The following is a 7,464-nucleotide window of genomic DNA, read 5'->3' on the forward strand; positions in this document are numbered from 1 at the left end:
GCAGGTCAGCGGGGGCGCCAGGGGGATTCCGGCGAGGTCGGGCGGGCGTCGGCCGCCACCCGGAGCGCGTAGGTGGGGGTGGGCGCGCCGTCCACGGGGCCGAGGTAGGCGTGGCCGGTCAGGTGGCACCAGGCGGGCAGGTCGATGGGGGCCGCCGGGTCGGCGGCGATGAGGTGGACGACGGTACCGGGCGCCAGGTCCGCGATGCGGCCGCGCAGTTCGAGCAGGAGGCGCACGCAGGAACGGTCACCGCCGTCGATGACGACTGGGTTCGAGCTCATGTCCACCCCCGGTTCCGCGCGCCTTGCCGGCGTAGGGGGAAATATAGGGCTTTGTTGTGACAAGGGCGGTGGTCAGACCGCGCCCTCGGCGGAAATGACGGCCGGGTTCCAGGCGCGGGTCATCCGTGGCGACGGCCTGAGCGTCAAGCTCGTGTCGGGTCAGGGAGGGTTCGGGAATGAGGACGGCCCTGGAGTGGACGGCGGGACGGCGGCAGGGCGAGCGGCTCCGGCGCGCGTCCACCAATGCGACGAAACGGGATCAAACGCCAGTGAACGAGATCGTCGGCGATATGGGTGAGGGAGGTCCTAGACTTGACTCTTTCTTTCAGGTTTCGTCCAGCTTTGGAGCTTACAGTCGCAGTGAAGTACCCCCCGTTGTCATCCAGGTGAGGAAATCGGCTTTGGGGCGAGTCATGGATCTCGGAGTGGGGCGCGTGGAGCGCACGGAGACCTGCGGGACGCTGACGTTCCCGGACGAGGTCGACCTCAGCAACGGCGAGGCGGTCCTCGCGCAGGCCGTCCGGCTCCTGGACTCCGGGACGCCCGCCCTGATCCTCGACCTGACCGGCTGCACGTTCTGCGACTCCAACGGGCTGAACGTCATCACGCGGTCGCAGATGCGGGCGACCGAGCTGGGCGTGCCCATGTGGGTGGTGCTGCCGCCGCGCGGAATCGTCCGCCGGGTGTCGGAGGTGGCGGGGCTGCAGCGCCGCGTCGCCATCGCGCCGGACGTGGCGACGGCCCGCGAGGCGCTGTCGGCGGCGGCGAGCGGGTAGCCCTCAGCGCTCCAGTGCGCGGTCGATCCACTCGTCCGCGATACCGAGGAGCAGGTGGCCCGCGCCGAGGATGCTGGCGTCGCGGCCCGCGCGGGAGGTGGCGATCTCCAGGTTGCGGGTGGCGAGCGGCAGGCAGCGCTCGTAGATGACGCCCCGGATCGTCGCGACGAGCGGCTCGGCGTTGGACAGGCTGCCGCCGATGACGAGCGCGTCGGGGTTGAAGAAGTTCACGAGCGCGGTCAGCACGTCGCCGATGAGGCGCCCGGCCGTGCGCACCGCGCTGGTCGCCTGGGGGACGCCGTCGGTGACGAGGTCGACGATCCGGGACGGGTTGTCCGCCTCGATGCCCTGGGCGGCCAGGGACGCGGCGAGGGCGGCGCCGCTGGCGTGGGCCTCCAGGCAGTCGGGATGGCCGCAGGAGCAGTCGACGGTGGCCTCGGACAGGATCCGGACGTGGCTGATGTCGCCCGCGGCGCCGCGCCCCCGGTGCAGCCGCCCGTCGACGATCACGCCGCAGCCGATGCCGCTGCCGAGTTTGATGACCATCACGTTGTCGAGGGTCGGCCATGACCCGCGGTGCTCGCCGACGGCCATGAGGTTGGCGTCGTTCTCGACCAGGGCCGGGACGCCTGCGCGGCCGGACACGTAGTCGCGGACGGGGAAGTCGTTCCAGCCGGGCATGCGCGAGGGCGAGACGACCTGGCCCGTCGCCGGGTCGACCGGCCCGGGAAGCCCGATGCCGACGCCGCGGACGGGGACGTCCCGCAGGCCGTGCTCGCCGGCGAGGGTGTGCAGGCTGCGCAGGACCGCGGCCAGCGTCTCCTCGGGCCCGACGGCGATGTCGCACGCGAGGTCGGACAGGGCGAGAGGCGTCCCCGCGAGGTCGGCGACCGCGAGGCGGGCGTGGTGCGCGCCGAGATCGGCGACCAGGTGCACGCCCGCCTCGCGGGCGAGCCGAAGGCGACGGGGCCGCCGGCCCCCGCGCGAGGCCCCGGCGCCTTCCTCTGCGAACAGGCCGGCCTCGATGAGCTGCTCGACCCGCAGCGAGACGCTGGAGGCGGCGAGGCCGGAGAGCCGGGCGAGTTCGGCCCGCGACTCCGCCTGGCCGGTCGCCACCAGCCGCACGAGTGCCGCCGGTCCGTCGTCTCTGCTGTTACGCACCCCAGATAGATAGCATGCGCGAACTTGGTACGGCAACGCGTTGACTTACGTCGATTTGACGCTCTATCGTCCTCTTTGACTTCGATTTCGAAGGAAGTTGGGACGTAGGTGACCGAATGATCGAGGTTCGCGGCCTGTACAAGCGCTTCGGCGACCACACCGCCCTGCGCGACGTGGATCTGGACGTGGCCCGCGGCGAGGTCGTCGTGGTGATCGGCCCGTCCGGGTCGGGCAAGTCGACGCTGTGCCGGTGCCTGAACCGGCTGGAGACGCCGGACGGCGGCGTCGTCCGCGTCGACGGCGAGGAGCTGCCCGAGGAGGGCCGCGCCCTCGCCCGCCTCCGGGCGGACGTGGGCATGGTGTTCCAGTCGTTCAACCTGTTCCAGCACAAGACCGTCCTGGAGAACCTGACGCTCGCGCCCACCCGGGTGCGCGGCGTCTCGCGCGCCGAGGCCGAGCGGACGGCGCGCGAGCTGCTCGACCGGGTCGGCATCGGCGAGCAGGCCGGCAAGCTGCCCGCGCAGCTGTCCGGCGGCCAGCAGCAGCGCGCCGCGATCGCCCGCGCGCTCGCGATGCGCCCGAAGGCGATGCTGTTCGACGAGCCGACCTCGGCGCTCGACCCCGAGATGGTCGGCGAGGTCCTCGACGTGATGACGGGCCTCGCCCGCGACGGCATGACGATGGTGGTCGTCACCCACGAGATGGGGTTCGCCCGCCGGGTCGCCGACCGCGTCGTGTTCATGGCGGACGGCGAGGTCGTCGAGACCGGAGCGCCGGCCGCCTTCTTCGACTCCCCCGCCAGCGACCGGGCCCGGGACTTCCTGGCCAAGGTCCTCAGCCACTAGTGCGACCCCGGTGCGCCGCCCATGGCGCGCCACCCGAGAAAGGTTGATGATCATGGTGCGTACCCCTGCGGGGATGCGGCGGGCGGCGGTGGCCGCGATGGCCGCGCTGTCGCTGACGGGCCTGGCGGCCTGCTCCGGCGGCGACTCCGACTCCGCGGTGCCCGGCTCCGGCGGCGGCGCGGGCGACGACCTGGCGGCCTCGGCCCCGGTCGCCGCCGACCTGCCCGCCGGCTCTACCATGGAGAAGATCAAGCAGCGCGGTGAGCTGGTCGTGGGCGGCTCGCTGGACGCGCCGCTGCTCTCCCAGCAGAACCCGGCGACGAAGAAGGTCGAGGGGCTGGACGCCGACTTCGGCCGGCTGCTCGCCAAGTACATCATCGGCAAGCCCAACGTGAAGATCGTCAACTCGGCGTCGGAGACCCGCGAGGCGCTGCTGGCCAACGGCACCGTGGACGTGGTGTTCCAGACCTACAGCATCACTCCGGAGCGTGCCAAGCAGGTCGCGTTCGCCGGGCCGTACTACAGCTCCGGCCTGGTCATCGCCACGAAGAAGGACGAGACGGGCATCAAGGCCCCGGCCGATCTGAAGGGCAAGACCATCATCGCGGGCGCCAACACCCCGGCGATCCCCGCCATCAAGAAGGTCGCCCCGGACGCGAAGATCGTCACGTTCGGCAGCGACCCCGAGTGCGTGCAGGCGCTCAAGCAGGGCCGCGGCGACGCCTACGTCCAGGACGAGGCCGTGCTGCTCGCGACCGCCAAGCAGGACCCGTCCATCCAGATCCAGGGCAAGCCGTTCACCAGCGACCCGTACGGCATCGGCCTCAAGCACGGCGACGCGCAGATGAAGCAGTTCGTCAACGACTGGCTCAAGCAGATCCAGCAGTCGGGCCTGTGGGCGAAGGTCTGGAAGAACTCGATCGGGACGGTCGTGCAGGGCGAGGCGCCGCAGCCGCCCGCGATCGGCTCGGCCCCGGGCTCGGAGTGAGCGGAGGCCCCGCCCTGTCATGAACGTCATCACCGACCACCTCGGGGAGTTCGGCGACGGCCTGCTGCTCACCGTCGAGCTGACGCTGCTGGCCCTCGCCGGAGCCCTCGCGACCGGGACCGCCGTCGCCGCGATGCGGGTCAGCCCGGTGCGCGTACTGCGCGCCGCCGGGATGGCCTACGTCGAGGTGCTGCAGAACATTCCGCTGCTGGTGTGGCTCGTCATCGCCGTGTTCGGGCTGCCCGAGATCGGGGTGATCGCCGGGCTGTTCACCACCTCGGTCGTCGTCATCGCCCTCTACCAGGGGGCGTACACGGCCGAGGCGATCCGCTCCGGGATCAACGCGGTGCCGGCCGGGCAGGGCGAGGCCGCCCGCGCGCTCGGGCTGACGTTCGTCCAGTCGCTGCGGCTGGTCGTCCTTCCGCAGGCGCTGCGGACGGTCGTCCAGCCGCTCGGCAACATCGCGATCATGACGCTGATGAACACGGCACTCGCGGCCGCGGTCGGCGTGGTCGAGCTGACCGCCGCCGCGAACCGGGTCAACCTCGCCGAGGCGCAACCGATCTGGATCTTCGTGACGGCGGGCCTGGCCTACATGGCGCTGTCGGGGGTCTTCGGCCTGGTGACCGGCGGCCTGGAACGGAAGCTGGCGATCCTGCGATGAGCTCCTCGCGCCTGCTGTTCGACGAGCCGGGGCCGCGCGCCCGGCGCCGCATCCGGATCGCCACCGCGCTGACCCTGCTCGGCGGCGCCGTCCTGGTCGCGCTCGCGCTGCGCCAGTTCGGTGAGAACGGCCAGCTCGCCGCCGACCGGTGGCGCCCGTACGGGACGTGGCCGATGTGGCGGTACCTGCTGGAGGGGCTGCGCTCCACGCTCTACGCCGCGGCCGTGTCGATCGCCCTCGCGATGGCCGCCAGCGTCGCGCTCGCGCTCGGGCGGCTGTCGCCGGCGCGGTGGCTGCGCGTCCCATCCGCGGCCTACGTCGAGATCGTCCGGACGGTCCCGGCGCTGCTGCTGGTCTACGTCGTGCTCTTCGCGCTGCCGAGGTACGGCCTCGACCTCCCGCTGTTCTGGAAGCTCGTCGTGCCGCTGTCGGTGTCCAACGCCGCCGCGTTCGCCGAGATCTTCCGGGCCGGGATCCGGTCGGTGGAGCGCGGGCAGCTGGAGGCGGGCCTCGCGCTCGGCCTCACCCGCGGGCGGGCGATGCGGCTGGTCGTGCTGCCGCAGGCGGCGCGGCGCGTCCTGCCGTCGCTCGTCAGCCAGTCGGCCGGGCTGCTGAAGGACACCTCGCTCGGCTTCGTCGTCAGCTACGCCGAACTGCTCTACAGCGGGAAGGTGCTGGCGAACTACAACCACCTGCTCATCCAGACCTACCTGGTGATCGCGCTGATCTACCTGGTGATCAACGCGTCGCTGGCCAAGCTCGCGCGGACGCTGGAGGCGCGGCAGCGGACCCGTCCGTCCCGCGCCGTCCGCGAGGCCGTTCCGGCGGCGCGACCGTGAGGATCGACATGTACGAAGTACTGGCCGAGGTCGTGCGCAACGGCTTCGTCGAGAGCCGCCACTACGGCAGTGTCGCCGGGTTCGCCCCGGACGGCTCACTCGCCCACGTGCGGGGCGCCGCCCGGGAGACCGTCCTGCCGCGCTCCACGACCAAGCCGTTCCAGGCGCTCGCCTGCCTGAAGGCGGGCGCGCCGCTGGCCGGGGAGCGCCTCGCGATCGCGGCGGGCAGCCACACCGGCGAGGACTTCCACGTCAGGACCGTCGAGGGGATCCTCTCGGACGCGGGGCTCGGCGCGGACGCGCTGCGGTGCCCGCCGTCCTGGCCCGAGGACGAGGCGACGAGGAACGCGCTGATCAGGGCGGGCGAGGGCGAGTCGCGGGTGCGGATGAACTGCTCCGGCAAGCACGCCGCCATGCTCGCCGCGTGCGTCGCCAACGGCTGGCCGCTCGACACCTACCTCGACCCGTCGCACCCCCTGCAGCAGCTGGTGCGGCAGGTGATGGCCGACTGCGCCGGGGAGGACCCCTCGCCCGTCGCGGTCGACGGGTGCGGCGCGCCGCTGTTCGGCCTGACCCTGACCGGCCTGGCCCGCGCCGCGCGGTCCCTCGTCCTGGCCGAGGACGCCCGCCCGGTCGCGGACGCCATGCGCGCCCACCCCGAGTACGTGGGCGGGACGGGACATGACAACACCGAGTTCATGCGGGCACTGCCCGGCTCGGTCGCCAAGGGCGGCGCGGAGGGCGTGCTCGTCGCCGCCACCGCCGAGGGCCGCGCCGTCGCGGTGAAGGTCATCGACGGCAGCCCCCGCGCCACCACCGCCATCGCGCTGCGCGCGCTCGCCGCGCTCGGCGCCGACACCACCCCGGCCGGCCCGCTGGGCACCGTCCCCGTCCTCGGCGGCGGGCGCCCGGTGGGCGAGATCCGCACCATCCCGGAAGGACGTCCGTGAGCCTCACCTACGAGATCTGCATCGACAGCGTCGCGGGCGCCGTCGCCGCCGAGAAGGCGGGCGCCCACCGCGTCGAGCTGTGCGCGGCACTGTTCGACGGGGGGCTCACCCCGACCCTGGGCACCGTCCGCGCCGCGCTCGCCGCCGTGTCGTCGATCAGGGTGCACGTCATCATCCGCCCGCGCGGCGGCGACTTCATCTTCGACGAGCACGAGGTCGCGGCGATGGAGCACGATGTGGCGCTCGTCCGGGAGGCCGGCGCGCACGGCGTGGTGATCGGCGCGCTCACCCCGGAGGGGACGGTCGACCGCCCGGTCGTCGAGCGGCTCATGGCGGCGGCGGGCGAACTGCCCGTCACCTTCCACCGCGCCTTCGACATGGCCGCCGACCCGTTCGCCACGCTGGACGTCCTCGCCGGCCTCGGCGTGGCCCGCGTCCTGACGTCCGGGCAGGACGCGAGCGCGCTGGAGGGTGCGCCGCTGATCGCCGAGCTGGTGCGGCACGCCGGGGACCGCGTCATCGTGATGCCCGGCGGCGGCGTCACCGACCGCAACGTCGCGCGGGTCGTGGCGGCGACCGGCGCCCGCGAGATCCACTTCGCCGCGCTCAGCGAGGAGCCGAGCCCGGCCGTGCACCGCAACCCGTACCCGTTCATGGGCGGGGAGCTGCGGCGGCCGGAGTACCAGCGCCTCGTCACGACGTCCGGCGGCATCGCCTCGGTCATCCGCGCCGCCGACTAGCGCGGTCGCCACGGACGTCCACCGGGCCGGATGACCCCGCCGGGCCGGGTGTTCCAGGCGGGACCCCGGCACGGCGTCGCGGTCCTGTGGTCGATCAGCCGTGGCGGGTCGGCCGGTAGGTCAGCACCTGCGTGTGGCGGTCGAAGGTCCGGGCCTGGACGAGTTCCAGGTCGAAGTCGTCGGCGCCGTCGAAGACGCGGTCCACGCCGGTCTTTCCGGA

At 72.9% G+C, this 7,464-nt stretch carries 9 protein-coding genes; 7 read left to right on the plus strand and 2 right to left on the minus strand.

Annotation, left to right across the window (positions count from 1 at the left end; translation table 11 throughout):
• Positions 1-5 precede the first annotated feature (5 nt).
• Positions 6-281 carry a sulfurtransferase TusA family protein gene (locus AB0H37_RS36280; protein ID WP_360617188.1) on the minus strand — a complete coding sequence of 92 codons (276 nt, stop codon included), beginning with the start codon at positions 279-281 and terminating at the stop codon, positions 6-8.
• Positions 282-694: 413 nt separating this feature from the next.
• Here AB0H37_RS36280 and AB0H37_RS36285 point away from each other — a divergent pair, with 413 nt between their 5' ends.
• Positions 695-1,057, plus strand: a complete 363-nt coding sequence (locus AB0H37_RS36285) for an STAS domain-containing protein (RefSeq protein WP_179835871.1) — start codon at positions 695-697, stop codon at positions 1,055-1,057.
• A gap of 3 nt (positions 1,058-1,060) precedes the next feature.
• On the opposite strand, the gene AB0H37_RS36290 is transcribed toward AB0H37_RS36285, so the two are convergent.
• Positions 1,061-2,218: an ROK family protein gene (locus AB0H37_RS36290; RefSeq protein ID WP_360617189.1), complete on the minus strand. Its 1,158-nt coding sequence runs from the start codon at positions 2,216-2,218 to the stop codon at positions 1,061-1,063.
• 116 nt (positions 2,219-2,334) lie between these two features.
• Between AB0H37_RS36290 and AB0H37_RS36295 the strand changes: the two genes are divergently transcribed.
• Genes AB0H37_RS36295 through AB0H37_RS36320 form a run of 6 tightly spaced genes read left to right on the plus strand, consistent with a single transcriptional unit; the run spans position 2,335 to position 7,244 of the window.
• Positions 2,335-3,063 carry an amino acid ABC transporter ATP-binding protein gene (locus AB0H37_RS36295; protein WP_329088919.1) on the plus strand — a complete coding sequence of 243 codons (729 nt, stop codon included), beginning with the start codon at positions 2,335-2,337 and terminating at the stop codon, positions 3,061-3,063.
• Between the two features lie 52 nt (positions 3,064-3,115).
• Positions 3,116-4,051 carry a glutamate ABC transporter substrate-binding protein gene (locus AB0H37_RS36300; protein WP_229810400.1) on the plus strand — a complete coding sequence of 312 codons (936 nt, stop codon included), beginning with the start codon at positions 3,116-3,118 and terminating at the stop codon, positions 4,049-4,051.
• Positions 4,052-4,070: 19 nt separating this feature from the next.
• Positions 4,071-4,715: an amino acid ABC transporter permease gene (locus tag AB0H37_RS36305; RefSeq protein ID WP_179835873.1), complete on the plus strand. Its 645-nt coding sequence runs from the start codon at positions 4,071-4,073 to the stop codon at positions 4,713-4,715.
• Entirely contained in the window at positions 4,712-5,554 is an 843-nt protein-coding gene (locus AB0H37_RS36310; RefSeq protein WP_360617190.1) for an amino acid ABC transporter permease, read from the plus strand. Before AB0H37_RS36305 ends, AB0H37_RS36310 begins: the two co-directional genes overlap by 4 nt.
• A gap of 8 nt (positions 5,555-5,562) precedes the next feature.
• The gene (locus AB0H37_RS36315; RefSeq protein ID WP_360617191.1) at positions 5,563-6,504 is read left to right on the plus strand and encodes an asparaginase; all 942 of its coding nucleotides are present in this window, start codon (positions 5,563-5,565) and stop codon (positions 6,502-6,504) included.
• Positions 6,501-7,244 (plus strand): copper homeostasis protein CutC, encoded by a 744-nt coding sequence (locus tag AB0H37_RS36320; RefSeq protein WP_329088909.1) that lies wholly within the window; start codon positions 6,501-6,503, stop codon positions 7,242-7,244. The genes AB0H37_RS36315 and AB0H37_RS36320 overlap by 4 nt, the downstream gene beginning before the upstream one ends.
• Positions 7,245-7,464 lie beyond the last annotated feature (220 nt).

Origin of the sequence: Actinomadura sp. NPDC023710, from assembly GCF_040639875.1 — a bacterium.
Lineage (GTDB): Bacteria > Actinomycetota > Actinomycetes > Streptosporangiales > Streptosporangiaceae > Spirillospora > Spirillospora citrea.

Coding starts and splice junctions, on each gene's coding strand:
- AB0H37_RS36310 (WP_360617190.1), top strand. CDS start 4,712: ATGAGCTCCTCGCGCCTGCTGTTCGACGAGCCGGGGCCGCGCGCCCGG.
- AB0H37_RS36315 (WP_360617191.1), top strand. CDS start 5,563: ATGTACGAAGTACTGGCCGAGGTCGTGCGCAACGGCTTCGTCGAGAGC.
- AB0H37_RS36295 (WP_329088919.1), top strand. CDS start 2,335: ATGATCGAGGTTCGCGGCCTGTACAAGCGCTTCGGCGACCACACCGCC.
- AB0H37_RS36280 (WP_360617188.1), bottom strand. CDS start 281: ATGAGCTCGAACCCAGTCGTCATCGACGGCGGTGACCGTTCCTGCGTG.
- AB0H37_RS36285 (WP_179835871.1), top strand. CDS start 695: ATGGATCTCGGAGTGGGGCGCGTGGAGCGCACGGAGACCTGCGGGACG.
- AB0H37_RS36305 (WP_179835873.1), top strand. CDS start 4,071: ATGAACGTCATCACCGACCACCTCGGGGAGTTCGGCGACGGCCTGCTG.
- AB0H37_RS36300 (WP_229810400.1), top strand. CDS start 3,116: ATGGTGCGTACCCCTGCGGGGATGCGGCGGGCGGCGGTGGCCGCGATG.